The following is a 17,576-nucleotide window of genomic DNA, read 5'->3' on the forward strand; positions in this document are numbered from 1 at the left end:
TTGCTTTTTATAAATACTTTACTTTGTAAATACTTCTGCCCTTTGTACTTTAAAGCAATAGTAGTTTCTTAAAGTAGCGTATCTATAAAGATTTTATTAGAAGGCTTTACATCTATAAATATTAGGAGGACTAAATGAAGAGAATACAAACTATTCAAAAAATAACTGAATGCGGTGTTGTAGCCGTTATAAGAGCGGAATCTAAGGAACAAGCTATAAAGATAATAGATGCTGTAAAAGAAGGCGGAATAAAGGCATTAGAAATAACAATGACAGTGCCTGGAGCCGTAGAGATAATAAAAGAGATATCAGAGATTTATAAGAATGAAGATTTAATAATAGGTGCAGGTACAGTTCTAGATCCAGAAACAGCTAGAGCATGCATTCTTGCTGGAGCAGAATTTATAGTAAGTCCTTACTTTGATGCAGAAACTGTTAAGCTGTGCAATAGATACAGAGTTGCAGTAATGCCAGGAATAATGACTGTTAAGGAAGCTGTTGCTGCACTTGAATACGGTGTTGAAGTTCTAAAGGTTTTCCCAGGAAATGCTTATGGACCTTCAATAATAAGTTCCTTTAAAGGACCTTTACCACAAGCTAACTTCATGCCTACAGGCGGAGTTAACCTAGATAACATAAAGGATTGGGTAAAAGCTGGAGCTGTAGCAGTTGGAACAGGTTCTGATCTAACTAAAGGAGCAAAGACTGGTGATTATGCTTTAGTTACTGAAACTGCTAAAAAGTTTGTTGATGCATTAAATAAAGCAAGAGAAATATAAATATTATTTCTAAAGATTATTTGAGAGATGGTGTAAGAACGATGGAAGTATTAACTTTTGGTGAAACTATGGTTCTTTTCAATCCTGAATCTAATGGACCATTGAGATATGTTAATAGTTTTGGTAAGTCAGTAGGAGGAGCAGACTCTAATGTAGCAGTAGCTCTTGCAAGACTTGGACATGATACAGCGTGGTTTTCAAAATTAGGCAATGATGAATTTGGACGACAAATCCTCAATGTAGTAAGAGGAGAGGGTGTTGACACCTCTAGAGTTAAGACTGATACTGAAGCAAATACAGGTATCATGTTTAAGGAAAGAATAGGTGGAGACAATCCTAGTGTTTATTACTATAGAAAAGGATCTGCAGCAAGTAGGCTTTCTGTACAAGATATAGATGTGGATTACATAAAAAAAGCTAAGATAATTCACGTTACTGGTATTACTCCAGCTTTATCTGAAAGTGCTAGGGCCATGGTGTTTGAGGTTCTTAAGATAGCTAAAGAAAACAAAATAACAATTTCTTTTGATCCTAATATAAGATTAAAGCTATGGACTATAGAAGAAGCTAAGCCTGTACTTTTAGAAATAGCAAAAATGACCGATATAATTTTCCCTGGATGTGATGAAGGCGAGCTACTTTTAGGCACTAGTGATGAAAAAGAGATAGCTGCTAAGTTCATGTCAATGGGAGCTAAAATAGTAGCTGTAAAGCTAGGAGCAGAAGGTTGTTATGTAGCTGATAAAGATGAAGCCGTTTATGTTAAAGGCTTTAAAATAGAAAAACTAATAGATTCTGCTGGTGCTGGAGATGGCTTTGCAGCTGGATTTCTATCAGGAGTTCTAAGAGGCTTAAGCTTAAATGAGTGTGGTAAGCAAGGAAATGGAGTTGGCGCAATGGCAACTCTTGTTCAAGGGGACATGGAAGCATACCCATATATGGATCAGCTTATGACCTTTATGGGAAAAAAGAAAATTATAGATAGATAAAAGATATATATAAAGTAATCATAAAGATTACTACTAATCTTAAGGATAATAAGTATATTATAAGAAAATGTTTTGGACGAACATTAGATAAAAAGCTGTACATTAGAATAACTCTATGTACAGCTTTTTACTTTTATAATAATTTTCTATTTTTAGTATTGACATTAACGTTACGTAAAAGTTTATATTAGTATTATCAGGAGGTGATGTTGTGGAGTACACAGTGCAAAAACTAGCAAAACTAGGTGGGATAAGTACAAGAACTCTAAGATATTATGATGAGATTGGGATTCTGAAGCCGGCAAGAATCAACTCATCAGGATATCGTATCTATGGCCAAGAAGAGGTGGATAAACTGCAGCAAATACTTTTTTATAAAGAGTTAGGGGTAGAGCTAGACAGTATAAAGGATATAATGACCAACCCTGATTTTGATAGAGCAAAGGCACTGAAGGAGCATAAGCAGAAGCTTCTTGAGAGAAGGGCTCAACTAGATTTATTATTAGAAAATGTTGATAAGACTTTAAAGTCTATGGAAGGAGTAATTACAATGGAAGATAAAGAAAAATTTGAAGGCTTTAAACAGAAGCTTATAGATGATAATGAAAAGAAATATGGAAAAGAGATACGAGATAAATATGGGGATGATTCAATTAATAAGTCAAATGCAAAGCTTAAGGGGATGACTGAAGAAGAATATAAAGAAGTTACTAGATTAGGAAATGAAGTTATAGAAGTTCTCTCAAATGCTTTTGCAACAGGAGATCCAGCAGGAGAACTTGCTCAAAAGGCGGCAGATCTTCATAGACAGTGGCTTAGTTTTTATTGGGATAAGTATAGTAAGGAAGCACATGCAGGAGTTGCACAAATGTATGTAGAGGATGAAAGATTTAGAGAATTTTATGATAAAGAGCAGCCAGGGACAGCAGCGTTTTTGAGAGATGCCATCTTGATTTATACCGGAATTAAGAAGTAAATTTTCCTGACAGATTTTCCTTTTATATATTGCAAAATACAGATGCACAAAAGAACCGCTAAAGAAAGTTGCTTTAGCGATTCTTTTATTATTTAATCCACAATAGATATATTGACTAATTATATCACTAGGTTTTAAATGGTTTATATAGAATTTTATGGGGGCGATATATTATGACACTAGTTTTTATAATTTTTATAGCTTGTAGTATATTATTTATTTCCTTGGGAATTATGGTGTATAAGTTAAAAAAGATAGAAATACTTTCATATTATGATGGAACGAAAAAATATGATAGCGATACTCTTGCGAAAGTAGCTGGAAAGCATCTGATTTATATGGGAGTATGGACACTTATTATTGATGTAATGTTTATGTTTTTATGTAGGATACATTTTGCTTTTATATTTCTATTCATGATAAGCTATTGCTTCGTATTAGTATGGTATAGTGTAAAAGTCACTAAAGATATAGAAAGGTTCGAACTGAAAAGTTAGATTCTATAGCTATCCTTTACGAAAACTTAATTTATGTATGTTCGATAATACCGGCTTCTGGGGATTTTCGGGCACGTATAAATTAATGGTTGAGTTAGGAACCATATCAAAACCAAAAGACTCAAATATATAATTTTCAATAATTCTATTTGAGTTTTAAGATTATATAAGGATATTTAAAAAATTTAGCGGTTATTCAAGACCTGATATATGAGAGAGCTATTAGAGTTAAATGATTTTTTATAGGTTAGTTTTAAAAATCATATTAATCCTTTAAAAGCTCATAGGAGCACAGGTTGAATGACCGCTTAATTTAAATAAAATGAGAATTATTTCTTTTCTGTTGAGGGCTTATTTTCTTTCTCTATTTTTTCTTGAGTATCAGATTTTCTTTGTGAGAATTCAAGATTGTCAAATCCAGTTGCATTTATTACAATTCCGTCTGCGTCAATATAATCAAGTTGTACCTTATCTCCAGCCTGAGTTAATGCAAGTTCACTAGATGCATCAGCACTTACAACGAATATAACATCTGGTTTTTCTTTAGTTATAATGTGGTAGAAGGTTGTCTTATCAGTAATTTCCTGACCGATTCTCAATACGGTAGCTTGTTCATGATTTATCTTACCTGAAGAATTCAAGGATGAAAGATTTCCTTTACCAGTAAGTGCCTTTGTATAATCTGATAAGGTTTGTTTAGTTGTCTCACCAACACCTACTATATTGTAATCTTGTACGCTTATCATTCCATACATTCTTACTATTCCATCTTTATCTTTAAGTGTAGTAAAGTAGGTTGGAACATTCTCTATATTGATTAATATTGGTGAAGTTGCTTTATAACCCATATTTTGAACCTTACCTTCAGCTGATTTGATACTTGCTTCTTCTGTAGCACCAGAAGTTTTGTATAAGGTTGTTTGATGAGTTTTAGTATTTGTCAAAGTGAAACCTATAGTAGCACTATCCTTACCTACGGAAGTCAATCCGTTATAGTAATAGCAGTTACCTTTGTCATAAATTATTTCCCCACCTTCAGTAGTCTTAAGCTTATTGTTCTTGGTGAACCATTGAAATCCCTTTATATACTCTCCATAAAGATTTAATTGTTTTCTAACTATATCCTCAGGCTGAATTCTATCTACCCAGCTAGGAGTATTATCTATAGCATAATTTTTTACTTCTCCAGTTTGTGCATTTACTATAGCTGTACCTAATACTTTTTCACCGGAAAAACCTATAGTGTTTTTGTATCTAGTTACAACCCAATAAGGAGTACCGTTATCATCAATTTCAAAAGAGTAGTCAGTTAAACCTACAAATTCATTTCCTTGATAATAAGTATGTCTTAGGAGATCATCCCCTAAAAAAGCATTAGGCTGATATTTCAGGTGTATAGGCTTGCCATTAAGTTCTTTAACAAAAGTTACATCGTCAGCGTTTGTAGCGCTTACTACTATATATCCTGGAGTACCTTCACGGTTGCTTGACCAACTGAAGAAGCCTGAGTGCAATAATGGAACAATCCAACAAAGCTTGTCTTTTACAATTTGTTTTACAGGTTCTCCTGGGGTTACTTGGCTACCTATAGCTCCAGCTTCTCCAAGCTTCTTTTCAGCTAATTTTTCTGCATATGACTTGTCTACTACAGGCAATTGAGTTATATCTATTGGCGAAATATCTTTAGAGAAGGTTTCTTCTTTTATTGTACCAATTAGGTTTTTGTAATCTTTTGATCTAAATATACCACTAGATATTAGACAATATCCTAGGAATACTAAAATAATTATAGGTATAATAATTACAAACTTCTTTTTTCTTAAAATTAGTCTAGCTAAGACTGATAGAGCAATAATGACCATTGAAACAAATAAAGTTGTTGATATAAATCCTAAAGTTAAAGGAAGTAAAAATAACCAGTGAACAACTAGTGTGATTAGAACAATAAAAATCACCGCAGCTAAGAAAACCTTAGAGTTTACCTCTTTTTTCATATTAAAATCTCCTTATAATTAATTTATATTTGTGGGTGAACTTAAATACTTGATTAAAATATACTCAATTTTAGCATATGTACAAAATAAATAAAATGTAAAGAAATTCTATAATTATAGTAATTTAAGGCTGCTTTTATAAAAAGTACAAGAAAGTGTCAATAAAAACTATAAGTAAGTAGTTAAAAGTCTACATGCTTATCTATTTTATAATATGGAAATAATAAAGTTAATTAAAGATTTATTAATTTGAATTACTATTTTATATTAAGATTACTTTATAATTATAGCTAAGATGATATTTATTCTTGAATAACTAGTATGTTTATTTTTTTATATACAAGTAAAGGAATGATTAGAGTGAAAGAAAAACTCATAGATTTTTGTAAGTCCATTGGAATAGAGTGTGTAGGAATTGCTCCTTCAGGACCTTATCTTGATTTTGAAAAACTTTGGAGAAAACAAATTGCTAAAGGTAAAATAACTGGTTTTGAAGAAAAAGATATTGAAAAAAGAGTTTATCCCAATTTGACGTTACCTGATTGTAAATCTGTAATAGTCTGCTTGTTTCCATACTATATATGTGAGAAAGAAGGAGCAAATATATCTAAATATGCATTCAGCAAAGATTATCATGTTATAGGTAAGAAAAAGTTAGAGCAAATTGGTGCTTTTTTAAGTGAAAGCCTTGAAGGTTTTAATTATAAGGCCTTTGTTGATACTGGTCCTTTGAGTGATAGATATTTAGCGTATAGAGCTGGACTAGGATTCTGGGGGATAAACAACCACATAATAACTGATAGATATGGTTCTTATGTGTTTATCGGGTACATATTAAATAACTATCCCTTTGAAGTAGATATCCCTCAAGATAGAACCTGCTTTCAGTGCTTTACTTGTGTAAGAAAATGCCCAGGACAGTGTATCTTAGGAGATTTTACTATTGATCCGCTAAGATGTAGATCTTATATAACTCAAAAGAAAGGTGAACTGTCAGAAGAAGAGCTTGAGATATTAAAAAAGACAGATATGGTATGGGGCTGTGATGTGTGCCAGGATGTTTGTCCTCATAATAGAAAAATTGAAGAAACTAATTTAGAGGAATTTAAAAATGATTTAAAGTATAGAATTGAATTAGAGGAACTTGAGGAAATATCTAATAAAGAATTTATGAGACGATATAAAGATAGAGCTTTTAGTTGGAGAGGAAGGAAAGTTATACTTAGAAATCACCAAATACTTAAAGATTGATGATTGAAAGAGACTATTGAGAAGTTAATTCTACTAATAGTCTCTTTAATAAAATAGCTTAAAGTTTTAGATATTAAATTTTGATACTATAGACAGAAGTTTTTCAACCTTTTCCTTTGATTTATGGGACTGATCTATTACTTCACCTGCCATATCAACAATAGTATTTGTCTTTTCAGCAATTGTAGTCATGCCAGAAGCACCTTCATTGGTAGCATGGCTAACTTCGTCAATTGATCTATTAACATCTTGTATTGAAGCTAGAAGCTCCTCAGCAGTAGAACTTAAGTCTGTAACTAAATCATTAAAGGTTAATGAGTCAACATTATATTGATCTCCAGTAGTAACTAGCTTTTTATAATCAGGAATAACTTGTTTTTCAATGAAAGCTAACACATCTACAGAGCTGTCCTTTAATTTATTAACTGCATTTATCACTAAATCTGTAACTGTTTGAATCTGCATAGCACTTTGCTTTGAAACTTCAGCTAACTTCCTTATTTCATCAGCTACAACTGCAAAGCCTTTACCAGACTCTCCAGCTCTTGCCGCTTCAATAGCAGCATTTAATGCAAGCAAGTTAGTCTGAGAAGATATTTCTAATATACTTGCAGTAAGTGAGTTAATTTGTTCTACGGCCTGTACTTCTTCAAGAGATGTTTTAAGATTTTTATCTAATGCAACTGTCATTAGTTGAGAATCTTTTTGAGACTCTATAGCTTCAGATTTTAATGTGGTTGCTCTTAAGCTTATCTCTTTTGAGGAGGAAACCCCATCTCCTGATTTTGCTGCAATACTTTCAACAGCTTTTTCTATTTCAATGGTTGAAGCGTTCATTTCTTCAGTAGCAGCAGAGGTTTCTTCCATTCCGGCAGATAGTTGTTCTACGGTTTTTGATATTTCCTCAAGCTCTGCACCTAGACTTACCATATTTATATTTGAACTTTCTACCATTTCATTAACAGAATTTGTAGAATCAACTACATCTTTTAGTACTTGTCTAAATTCTTTTCTGGATACACCTTCAGCTATTATTATTTGTCCGAATTCATCTTTATCATTTAGATACTTTGTATAGCTATCATCATATACAAGATCAAGAGCTGCTGTCTTGTTAATCAAAGAAATTGCTAGTTTGGCTCTTCTATTAATGTTAATTATCAAAGCGATTCCAAGAAGCAAGGATAGAGTTAACGTTGTTAAAGCTGTTGTTAATATAACCCTTTCTACGCTTTTCGCAGATGAACTGCTATTGGATATAACATTTTTAGCATAATCATCAAGTATTTCCTCTATCTGATTTATACTTTCCCTCGTAGAGTTAAAGGTAGTATAGAATTGCTTCTTATCCTTAAGAGAATTGGATTGAGAATCATAAAGACTTGTCCATGTTTTAAAGTCCTTATCAAAATTATCAAATAATTGGAATGCATTCAAATTTGAATCCTTATGAGTTAATTTGCTTATATTAGTTTGATCCTTAATTAATATGTCTTTAGCTTTATTAACTCTTTCGTAAGTTTGCTTTACGTTTTCATCGTAGGTGCTTTTTAGCTTACTAACATCGTCTGAAGCATCTATAGACTCAAGTTCAGATTCTGCAGACAAGGCTTGATAAAAATCACGATCTGCATTTAACAACCAATAATCACTCAAGTGGATCTCATCATAGAGATTTGAAACTAGTTTTCTTGTAAGATTGTCAATGTTTATTAGCGATACCACTGATACAAAAAATAATGACAATACAGGTACCAGCATAATAATAGACATTTTAGTGCCTAACTTAAAGTTGTTGATTTTTAAGAATTTTAGCATATAAGTTCACCCCAAATAAAATTTTATTTTTGTAAAATTCAGAAAACTTAGAATATAGCATATACGATAATTATTATCAACATTATATAACAAAGTTTTATTTCTTTCTACAAAAAAATCACTTCAATTTTGGTTTTATTATAGAAAAGTGGGACATTTTTCATAGAAGTAAAGAAATATAAAAGTTTTACGATAAAAGGACTATATACTTTTAAAATATATATAAAATTATACACTTTGGAAAAGGGGATACTAGATGAAATTAAAAGGGAGAATATCTTTAATTATTTCCATTACTCTTGTTTTGTTTTCTTCATTGTTAGGTGGAATTATTTATTTGAAGGTTACTAATATTATTGATATGAAGATACAAAGTGAACTTAATACAAACTCAAATATGGGGTTATTGATTTTGGATAAAAAATATCAAGGACAATGGAAAGTCCAGGATGGTAAGCTATACAAGGGGGAAAATCTTATCAATAATGATTCCTCTGTAATAGATGAGGTTAGAGAAAAAACTGGTATGTATGCAACTATCTTTATGGGAGATACCAGAGTAGCTACTAATATTAAGGATAAAGACGGGAATAGAAGCATTGGTACTAAGGCAAATTCTGATGTTGTGGATACAGTTATCAAAAACGGTAAAAACTATGACGGAAAAGTAAACATACAAGGCAATGAAGTAAAATCACACTACGTACCATTGAAAGACGACAGTGGAAATATAGTAGGGATGTGGTTCGTTGGTATAGCACAAGAAGATGTATTAAAGCAACTTACAGAAATGGCTGTATACATAGCAGGTTTTAGTTTAATTCTAATATTAATTGGTGGGTTTATCGCTACTAGAATTGCAAAATACATAACAAAAGACTTAGAAGTCTTGCAGAAAGATATAGCGTCATTCTCTTCAGGTGATTTTAGTATAAAGATGAACCATAAACTTCTGACTAGAAAAGATGAGATCGGACAGATTAGCAAGGCAGTGGAGTCTATGCAAAGTGGAATTAAGGATATAGTAGGGAATGTTATAGAAGAAACTAGGGCAATAGAAAGTAATGTAGATACTATAAATGAGAGACTCAATAGACTTAATGTGGATATTGAAAGTATATCTTCAACTACTGAAGAGTTATCAGCAGGCTTAGAGCAAACTTCTGCTTCTGCTTACGAAATGAATGAAACTTCTTCAGCCATAGAATCAAAGGTAGAAGAAACTTCAGAAAAAGCTAAAAGTGGAAAGCTAGCATCTAGAGAAATAAAGCTAAGGGCTGAGGAGCTAAAGGTAAAGGCTGTAAATTCACAAAAAGTTGCTAAAGACATATATGACAAAACTCAAAAAAATATGATTGTATCTATAGAAAAATCAAAATCAATTGAAAAAGTTAAGATATTATCCGAAACAATATTAAAGATAGCAGCTCAAACTAACTTGTTAGCTCTAAATGCAGCTATAGAAGCAGCTAGTGCAGGAGAAGCTGGAAAGGGGTTCTCTGTAGTAGCAGATGCGGTAAGATCCTTAGCAGAAAATTCGCAAAATGCTGCAACAGAGATTCAAAATATAACTAAACAGGTTATTGAATCAGTGGACGAGCTAGCAGAAAATTCCCAAAACATGCTGGAGTTTATGGACAACACAGTTTTTGAAGATTATAAAACTTTTGTACAGACTGGTGAACAGTATAGAGAGGATGCAGTTTTCGTAGAAGGCTTAGTCGCAGATTTTTCAACTACTTCAGAGGAGTTAGCTAGATCAATAAACAATATGGTTACAACCATAAATGAAATAACTAGTGCAGCAAATGATGGAGCAATTGGATCAACTAATATAGCTGAGAAAACTATAGCTATGGTTGATAGTATAAATACCTTAGTTAAAGAGGCAAAAAATACTAAAGAAAGCTCAGATAGATTAGAGGATAGTATAAGTGAGTTTAAGGTGTGATAGTTATAGTAATTATGACCTTATGTATTGTTAGAGTACTATATTATGATTAAGTTCTTAGCATTCCTTTATAAGCTTAAGTAAAGAATTAATAGGTTTTATCATATTACATATTAATGATATTAATTAAGTGAGTCTAATTTATAAAAGACCCTAATAAAGTAGACAATTTATGTCTAAGCTTATTAGGGCTTTTGTTTGTGCTTAATTTAAAACATATATTAGAATTAAGAGCTAAAAATTATAATTAGTTAATAATATTGAGGGCTGATAAAGGAGTCTTTATTGATAAATGACTAATAGTTAAGTCACTGAAGAAAGTGGTTTTTATTTTGTGGTATAATCACCATGAAAGAGTTATTAGATATAAATTTGAAGTGAGTGGGGACTTAGGAAATATGAAGAAAGACTTTTTACTTGAGGAAGAGCTATATATTCCTGTTAAGGAGTATTTTATTAGTATAGGATATGAAGTAAAAGCAGAAGTAGGACATTGTGATGTGTTCGCTATGAAGGAAGATCAAGTTACAGTGGTAGAACTAAAGAAAGGACTAACTATTGAGTTGCTAATACAAGCTGCTAATAGGCAAAGATTTGCTGACATAGTTTATATAGCTATACCAAAACCTAAAATTAATTTCTATAGTAAGAAGTGGAAGGATACCTTACACCTCCTTAGAAGATTGCAGCTAGGTTTAATTCTAGTATCAAAAAAAGATAATGACCATAATATAAAGATTGCTTTAGAACCAATGCCTTTTGATATAAAAAAGAGTGTTAATTCTGGGAAGAAGAAGAGAAACGTTTTAGTGAAAGAATTTAAAAGTAGAAGTTTAGAAGATAATGTAGGAGGCAGTAGAGGAAAAAAGCTAATGACAGCATATAAAGAACAAGCTATAAAAATTGCAGAGTATATGCTAGAAAATGGCGCAACTTCTGCAGTAGATCTTGCTAAAATAGGGTTTGACCACAAAAAAGCTTACTCAATAATTTATAAAAATTACTATAATTGGTTTGAAAAACTTGGAAAAGGCAGGTATATACTCAACGAAAAGGGTATAGAAGAAATTGATGCCAGAATAAAACATAAGGATATATTCCGATGAACTTACCAAGCCTTGTCTTGATAGATTTAAATATGAAGTAGTATGTCTATAGGGTTCCTATATCGAAACTTAATTTATGTATGTTCGATAATACCGACTTCTGGGAATTATCGTGCACGTATAAATTAATAGTTGAAGTTGGATAACTATAGGAAACCTATAGAATTAGAAAGAAATGATAAAAAGCTTGAAACTGAAGCTTATTGCCCTTAAAACAAAGAATTATGTAAGAACCTATTCAATAAATAAATAATTTAAAAAATTGGAACACTTTCTGTAAATTTGGATTTTTGTGTTATAATTTCTACGGTTTAATAAATTATTTTAAAAAAGTGGGGGATAAAAATGCTAGTTCCAAAGTTGGTAACTTGTTTAAAAGGGTACACAAAGGAACAATTTCTAAGGGATATAGTTTCAGGGATAATAGTAGCTATAATAGCATTACCATTGTCTATAGCTCTAGCTATTGCTTCAGGAGTATCACCAGAAAAGGGATTGTATACAGCTATTTTCGGTGGGTTTATAGTATCTTTGCTTGGGGGAAGCAGAGTGCAGATAGGTGGTCCTACTGGAGCTTTTGTAGTTATTGTATACGGAATCATACAAAAGTATGGATTAGATGGACTTATAGTATCTACAATGATGGCAGGAGTTTTTCTAATCATAATCGGATTTTTAAAGCTTGGAAGTTTTATTAAATTCATTCCTTCCTCAATTACAACAGGATTTACAAGTGGTATAGCAGTTGTAATCTTTTCAACACAAATTAAGGATTTACTTGGTCTTAGAATCCAGTCTGTACCTTCAGAATTTATAGGTAAGTGGGAAGCTTATATCTCGAATATAGGAACTATAAATTTTTCAGCAACTATTATAGCTTTTCTTACGCTTGCCATTATAATAGCATGGCCTAAGATAAATAAGAAGATACCTGGCACCTTTGTTGCTATAATAATTGTTACTATAATAACTTCTGCATTTAACCTTCCTATCAATACCATAGGAAAACAGTTTGGTCATATCTCATCATCTTTACCTAGCTTTACTTTACCTAAAATAAGTATGCAAATGATAAATGAGCTTTTAATGCCTTCTTTGACTATTGCTATATTAGGTGGTGTAGAATCATTACTATCAGCAGTGGTTGCAGATGGGATGATTGGTGGAAGACATCGTTCAAACATGGAACTTATCGCTCAAGGAACTGCCAATATATTTTCAGCAGCTTTTGGTGGTATACCTGTAACTGGCGCAATAGCAAGAACTGCTGCTAACGTGAAAAATGGAGGAAGAACACCTGTTGCCGGAATAGTTCACTCTATTGGATTATTAGTTATACTTCTAATTTGCATGCCTTATGTAAAGCTTATTCCAATGTCATCATTGGCAGCAATTCTCGTTATGGTTTCTTATAATATGGGAGAATGGACAGTTTTTAAGAAGGTATTCAAAGCGCCAAAAAGCGATTCCTTGGTTTTTATTGTTACTTTCATACTTACAATTGTTTTAGACTTAGTAGTTGCTATAGGAGTTGGAGTAGTATTAGCGTCTTTATTGTTTATGAAAAAGATGGCTGAGGTCGCTGAAGTTAAGTACGTACTAGATGACATAAAGGATTTAGAAGATAACAGCTTAAATGAATATAAGAGCATATCTGAAGAATTTGCAATTTACGAGATAACTGGCCCATTTTTCTTTGGTGCAGCAAGCAAGTTTGTGAGTGCTATAAGAGAAATGGGACAACCACCTAAAATCCTAATAGTAAAGATGAGTAAGGTTCCTTATATGGACTCTACAGCTTACAATTCTTTTGAGATGCTAAATGAGATGTGCGTCAATAATAATACAAGACTAATGATATTAGATGCCCAGGAGCAGCCGATGAAAATGCTTAAGAAATATGGCTTTGTAGATATGATCGGTGAGGAGAACTTCTGCAGTACTTTAGATGAAGCCATGTCTATGCAAACTGAGAAGGTTAGCTAGAAAGTCAGAGGATAAAAAAGATGACCTTAGAGATTCTGCTTATGGACAAAGATTGAATAAAAAACATATATTGACATATATTAAACTAACGAATATAATAAAAGCATAATTTAAAGTACGTACATTGATTGAAAAAAATACAATAATATTCACTTATCAAGAGTGGTGGAGGGACTGGCCCTATGAAACCCAACAACCGGCATTTTTATTGCAGCGGTGTTAATTCCTGCAGGAAGTTTAAGTTAACTTCTGAAAGATAAGACAAATAGTGGTGTGTTTATTTAAGCTATTTTTCTTATTTAGAAAAATAGCTTTTATTTATAGTTAAAAAATAAAAGGGGGCTTTTTTAATGGATGGAATCAAAGGTTTTTTTACATCAATTGCTACAGTTCAAGGTATTATATCTATAGTAATATTGTTGCTTCTTATTGCGGCAGTGGTTTATTATGCAAAGAAAAAAGGAAATAAGGTAACTCTCTCAACTAAAGGGGTAGTAGCTATTGGTATTGGTGCAGCACTTTATGCAGCTTTATCTTTTATATCAATACCTATAGGTCCAAACACATCTTTTAGACTTGCAGTTGCAATTCTTCCTATTTTCGGTGCTATTTTTGGACCATTAGTAGGATTCTTGGTAGGGTTTATAGGACATGCATTAAATGATGCATTAGCTTACGGTAATGTTTGGTGGAGCTGGGTGTTTATGTCCGCTGGTATAGGATTATTTGGAGGCTTTGTAACCTTTGATAAGAAATTTAATCCTTTAGTTGGTCTGATTTCTAAAAGAAACTACATACAGCTTTATGTATATTCTTTGATAGGAATAGTAGCAGGAAGTGTAGTTGCTTACTTTGGGGATGTATTTTTATACTCAGAGTCTGCTAGTAAGGTGTGGTTTCAAATAATATTAGCTGGTGCTACTAATCTAGCTATACTTTTTGTTATTGCAAATCCAGTGATAATAGCAATTGCTAAACTAAGAAAAAGTAATAATAATTTAGAGGTAAGTGAATAGGGGGAACTATCGGTGTCAGCTATAGAATTCAAAGAATTTAGCTTTAAGTATAGTAGTTTAAAAGAGTATACTTTAAAAAATATAAATCTTAAGATCAACCCAGGTGAAAAAGTTCTAATAGCTGGTCCAAGTGGTAGTGGAAAATCAACTTTAGCTCATTGCATAAATGGGCTAATTCCTTTTATGTATAAGGGAGAAATAAAAGGAAGTATAAAAATAGATGATTTGGAACCACACAAGAGCAGCTTACATGAGGTAAGTAAGCATGTAGGGACAATTCTTCAGGATCAAGATGGTCAGTTTGTAGGTATTAGTGTAGGTGAGGATGTAGCTTTTTTTTATGAAAATCATAATGTATCTAAAGATATTATGAAAGATGGAGTATGGAAGGCTCTAGAAGCAGTTGGTATGCTTGATTATATAGATGAAACCCCACAAAATTTGAGTGGAGGACAAAAACAGAAGGTATCAATGGCTGGTATTTTGACTTCCAACTGCAACACACTTTTGTTTGATGAACCACTTGCTAACTTAGATCCTTTTAGCAGTAAAAAAGCTATGGAAAAGATAGTTGAAATAAATGAAAAAACTAACAGTACTATAATTGTAATCGAGCATAGAGTTGAAGAGGTACTAGAACACAATTTTGATAGAATCATTCTGATAAGTGATGGAGAAATAAAATATGACGGAACTCCAGATGAAATTTTAAGTCTTAATCTGCTTTCACAATATGGAATAAGAGAGCCACTTTATGTAGAAGCGATAAAAAAATGCAATTTGAGTATTAGTAAGCATGACAACATAGTCAATATAAATAACTGTATAAAGTATAAAGAAGCTATACTTGATGAATTTAATAACAAAGATGTACATATAAAAGAGAAAACTAGTGACAAGTTATTAGAGCTTGAAAACCTAAGCTTTAAGTATTTTAAAGAACAGGAAAATATATTGAGTAACATCAGTTTTTCTATAGAGAAAGGTGAGATGTTAGCTATATTGGGCAATAATGGTGCTGGAAAGTCTACATTGATGAAGATACTTACAGGCATAGAGAGGCAGAGCAGTGGAACCATAGAGTATTTAGGTAAGACTATAGATAAATGGTCTATAAAAAAGCGTTCGGAAATAATAGGATATGTAATGCAGAATCCAAACCAAATGATAACTCAAAACATGATTTTTGATGAGGTAGCTCTAGGTTTAAGAAACAAGGGCTTTGAAGAAGAGTTCATTAAATCAAGAGTTGAAGAAACTCTAAAAATCTGTGGATTATACAAATATAGAAAATGGCCAGTAGGAGCTTTGAGTTATGGGCAAAAAAAGAGGGTTACTATAGCTGCTATACTAGCTACAAAGCCTGATATACTAATTTTAGATGAACCTACAGCAGGACAAGATTATAGAAATTATAAAGAGTTTATGGGATTTATTGAGAAAATTAAAGCTACAGGAGTTACAATTATTATGATAACTCATGATTTAAACCTTACCTTGGAATATGCTGATAGAGTTATTGTATTATCAGAAGGAAAGCTTATCGGCTGCGGATCAATATTTTCAATAATGAATAATAAGAAAATAATAGAGAGAGCTAGTTTAAAGGAACCTTCTTTATATAAAATGGCAGAGATATTAGGGGTAAAGGAAAGAGATAAATTTACTTCTTATTTTATTGATAAGGTAAAGGAGGAGTGTACTAATGAATAGAAGCGGTTCATTATATATTGAAAAAAATTCTATATTTCACAAGCTTGATGGCAGTGTAAAGCTATTAATGATGATTATTTGGACTATATTCATATTTATGTTTATGGATGCACGTGTGTTTTTAATTATGTTAATCATAGGGTTTGGCTTTATACTAATTGCAAAACTTCCGTTTAAGAGCATAGCTCCACTAATAGTATTTATATTTATTTTTACAATATTTAATTCCTTACTGCTATTTATAGTAACTCCGGCTTACGGATCTACTTTAGCCGGAAAGTATACAGCTTTAGTTAATTTTCATGGATACAAGTTAACTTACGAAACTTTATTTTATGCTATAACCTTATCTCTTAAGTATCTATCTATAATACCTTTAACCATTATATTTATATTTACTACCCATCCTAGTAAGTTTGCTAGTAGTCTAAATAGAGTAGGAATTTCCTATAAGGTAGCCTATGCAGTAAACATAGCCTTAAGATATATTCCTGATGTGAAGGATGAGGTTAAAAATATAGTTAATGCGCAACAAGCTAGAGGTATTGCTTTTAAAAAAGGTGATGCTCCATTTTATAAGATATTAAAAAACTATACTATTATACTTTTCCCACTTATAATATCCTCTCTGAATAGGATTGAAGTGGTTTCTAACGCCATGGAGCTTAGGGGCTTTGGAATTAATAAAAAAAGGACATGGTATAACAGAGAAAATTTAAGATCTTTAGATATAATTTTCATTATTCTATTTGTTCTTCTTTTGGTGATTGGACTAATCTTGAAGAAAAATATTTTTACTCATTTTTGGTACCCTTGGTAGGACTATAAAAACTTAGGAGGTTTCTTTGTGAAGAGAAAGTTTATCGATAGAAGCTCTTGGAGTAGAGTTGACAAAAGTACATCTAAAACCATATATATTGAAAATGACGAATTTAAGGGGTATGTATACTACATACTTTGTGAAAAGGTTAATAGCTGTTTAGAGGTTGACATGCAAGGAAAGAAAGTACATTTACTGGATGATGGTTATAAATGGCTACAGATATTACCTTTAGATAAGAGGTATTCTATTACAACTATGATTAATGATAAAGATGAGATAGTTCAGTGGTATTTTGATATAACAAAGAAAAATGGAATTGATGAAGAGGGGAAAGTTTACTATGATGACATGTATTTAGATGTTGTTGCATTACCATCTTCTGAAATAATATTGCTTGATGAAGATGAATTAGAAGAAGCTTTGGAGAATAGCTTAATTAGTAAGGAAGATTATGATTTAGCTTATAGTGATGCTAAGGAAATAATCAGTGGTTTAGCTAGTAATGTAGAGAATTTAAAAATATTAACTACTAAGTTTTTGAAAGAAGTCACTGTAAAATAATAATACATTTAGAATAGTAATTTAATACAAGGTTATAGTAATATAATTAAAGGTGATCCAAGATATACTTATAAGTTATCTGTATCACCTTTAATTATTGTTATGGGTTCAAAATA

14 protein-coding genes and 1 riboswitch are annotated in these 17,576 nt (G+C 31.8%); of the genes, 12 read left to right on the top strand and 2 right to left on the bottom strand.

Annotated features, from left to right (window positions below; all coding sequences use genetic code 11):
- The first annotated feature begins 134 nt into the window (after window positions 1-134).
- From C1I91_RS07865 to C1I91_RS07880, 4 genes are all read left to right on the top strand, one after another.
- A complete protein-coding gene (locus tag C1I91_RS07865; RefSeq protein ID WP_128212378.1) occupies window positions 135-779 on the top strand; it encodes a bifunctional 4-hydroxy-2-oxoglutarate aldolase/2-dehydro-3-deoxy-phosphogluconate aldolase in 645 nt (214 codons plus the stop codon).
- A 41-nt stretch (window positions 780-820) separates the two neighbouring features.
- Entirely contained in the window at window positions 821-1,768 is a 948-nt protein-coding gene (locus C1I91_RS07870) for a sugar kinase (protein ID WP_128212379.1), read from the top strand.
- A 211-nt stretch (window positions 1,769-1,979) separates the two neighbouring features.
- A complete protein-coding gene (locus tag C1I91_RS07875; RefSeq protein WP_128212380.1) occupies window positions 1,980-2,744 on the top strand; it encodes a MerR family transcriptional regulator in 765 nt (254 codons plus the stop codon).
- Window positions 2,745-2,917: 173 nt separating this feature from the next.
- Window positions 2,918-3,241, top strand: coding sequence for a hypothetical protein (locus C1I91_RS07880; protein WP_128212381.1), 324 nt, complete (start codon window positions 2,918-2,920; stop codon window positions 3,239-3,241).
- Between the two features lie 329 nt (window positions 3,242-3,570).
- On the opposite strand, the gene C1I91_RS07885 is transcribed toward C1I91_RS07880, so the two are convergent.
- On the bottom strand, window positions 3,571-5,235 hold the full coding sequence (locus tag C1I91_RS07885; protein ID WP_128212382.1) for a cell shape-determining protein: 1,665 nt from the start codon (window positions 5,233-5,235) through the stop codon (window positions 3,571-3,573).
- Window positions 5,236-5,556: 321 nt separating this feature from the next.
- On the opposite strand from C1I91_RS07885, the gene queG reads away from it, so the two are divergent.
- Window positions 5,557-6,486, top strand: a complete 930-nt coding sequence (gene queG / locus C1I91_RS07890; protein ID WP_238475942.1) for a tRNA epoxyqueuosine(34) reductase QueG — start codon at window positions 5,557-5,559, stop codon at window positions 6,484-6,486.
- Between the two features lie 66 nt (window positions 6,487-6,552).
- Here queG and C1I91_RS07895 read toward each other — a convergent pair whose 3' ends face one another.
- Window positions 6,553-8,304 (bottom strand): methyl-accepting chemotaxis protein, encoded by a 1,752-nt coding sequence (locus tag C1I91_RS07895; RefSeq protein ID WP_128212383.1) that lies wholly within the window; start codon window positions 8,302-8,304, stop codon window positions 6,553-6,555.
- A 256-nt stretch (window positions 8,305-8,560) separates the two neighbouring features.
- On the opposite strand from C1I91_RS07895, the gene C1I91_RS07900 reads away from it, so the two are divergent.
- From C1I91_RS07900 to C1I91_RS07930, 7 genes are all read left to right on the top strand, one after another.
- Window positions 8,561-10,255, top strand: coding sequence for a methyl-accepting chemotaxis protein (locus C1I91_RS07900; protein WP_128212384.1), 1,695 nt, complete (start codon window positions 8,561-8,563; stop codon window positions 10,253-10,255).
- Window positions 10,256-10,653: 398 nt separating this feature from the next.
- Entirely contained in the window at window positions 10,654-11,361 is a 708-nt protein-coding gene (locus tag C1I91_RS07905) for a DUF2161 family putative PD-(D/E)XK-type phosphodiesterase (protein WP_128212385.1), read from the top strand.
- A 345-nt stretch (window positions 11,362-11,706) separates the two neighbouring features.
- Window positions 11,707-13,347 carry a SulP family inorganic anion transporter gene (locus C1I91_RS07910; RefSeq protein WP_128212386.1) on the top strand — a complete coding sequence of 547 codons (1,641 nt, stop codon included), beginning with the start codon at window positions 11,707-11,709 and terminating at the stop codon, window positions 13,345-13,347.
- Window positions 13,348-13,497: 150 nt separating this feature from the next.
- A riboswitch (SAM riboswitch) is annotated at window positions 13,498-13,610 on the top strand.
- Between the two features lie 87 nt (window positions 13,611-13,697).
- Window positions 13,698-14,363, top strand: a complete 666-nt coding sequence (locus C1I91_RS07915; protein ID WP_128212387.1) for an ECF-type riboflavin transporter substrate-binding protein — start codon at window positions 13,698-13,700, stop codon at window positions 14,361-14,363.
- Window positions 14,364-14,375: 12 nt separating this feature from the next.
- Window positions 14,376-16,076: an ABC transporter ATP-binding protein gene (locus tag C1I91_RS07920; RefSeq protein ID WP_128212388.1), complete on the top strand. Its 1,701-nt coding sequence runs from the start codon at window positions 14,376-14,378 to the stop codon at window positions 16,074-16,076.
- The gene (locus C1I91_RS07925) at window positions 16,069-16,896 is read left to right on the top strand and encodes an energy-coupling factor transporter transmembrane component T family protein (protein ID WP_128212389.1); all 828 of its coding nucleotides are present in this window, start codon (window positions 16,069-16,071) and stop codon (window positions 16,894-16,896) included. Before C1I91_RS07920 ends, C1I91_RS07925 begins: the two co-directional genes overlap by 8 nt.
- 27 nt (window positions 16,897-16,923) lie before the next feature.
- The gene (locus C1I91_RS07930) at window positions 16,924-17,460 is read left to right on the top strand and encodes a DUF402 domain-containing protein (protein ID WP_128212390.1); all 537 of its coding nucleotides are present in this window, start codon (window positions 16,924-16,926) and stop codon (window positions 17,458-17,460) included.
- Window positions 17,461-17,576 lie beyond the last annotated feature (116 nt).

Origin of the sequence: Clostridium manihotivorum (assembly GCF_004015185.1) — a bacterium.
Lineage (GTDB): Bacteria > Bacillota > Clostridia > Clostridiales > Clostridiaceae > Clostridium_AR > Clostridium_AR manihotivorum.